Raw genomic sequence first — 925 nt, 5'->3', positions numbered from 1 at the left:
CGAGACTCCCAACCTCTAGAGGCGAAGGCCGCCTGCCCTACGCAGGCGGTTTTTTGTTGACCCTGCCCATGTCCGACAGCCCTACCCAAGGTTCTTATTTCTATCCGAACACGTCAGACGATTCCGATCGTACCGATGTGTTGCGCAATAAGTTCGGCATCGAGACTCATTCCGAACTCCGCATCGAAGAATAGCGCGCCACGGCTTTCCGCATGGCGGAAATTGCCGAAGGCGACGGCCCGCAAGGGCAATTCGACAAGGCGCATCTTAGGGCTATTCATGGCCATATCTTTCAGGACGTCTACGAATGGGCCGGCCATACACGCGACGAAAGCCCGATCGTGGACGGGCAGCGTGTGGAGCCGATCGGTGGCCTCTCCAAAGCTGGCACCGCATTCCTGCACGGGTCCCGCATCGAGATGGGGCTCGACCAGGCGTTGAAGCCTATCCGTGATCCCGATGTCTTGCGCGGCTCGACGCCAGAGCAGTTCGCCGAGCGAGCGGGCCTGGTCATGGCTGAGCTCAATTATGTACATCCCTTTCGCGAAGGCAACGGTCGCGCCCAGGAGGTGTTCATTGCCGAGCTTGGGCGCCACTACGGCCATGAAGTCGATTTCACCGTCATCACCAAGCCGCGCATGATCGAGGCCTCGATCGAAACCACGAACGACCCGTCAAGTGCGGCCATGAAACATGTGCTCGAGGACGCGGTTGACCCGAACCGCCGCGAAGCCCTTCGCGCCGCGTTGTCCGACCTCGAGGTGCGCGGCGAGGTACCGTTTAAACACAACGTTCGCACAGCCCGCCCAGGCGAAGAAGTGACCGGCCAGGTGCTCGGGCACGACGACCGTGTCGCCAGCATCGTCTCGGACGAACGGATCATCGCCGTCGATCGCGCAGACCTTCCGGAGCGACTGCCCGATGA

At 61.2% G+C, this 925-nt stretch carries 1 pseudogene; it reads left to right on the top strand.

The features are described 5' to 3' along the window. Nucleotides 1-68: 68 nt before the first annotated feature. Nucleotides 69-925 (top strand): annotated as a pseudogene (locus tag E5W70_RS29615) (Fic family protein); the annotation flags it as partial.

The sequence above is a fragment of the Mesorhizobium sp. genome (assembly GCF_005063415.1).
In the GTDB taxonomy this organism is placed as follows: domain Bacteria; phylum Pseudomonadota; class Alphaproteobacteria; order Rhizobiales; family Rhizobiaceae; genus Mesorhizobium.
This window is presented reverse-complemented; position numbering and strand designations above follow the sequence as displayed.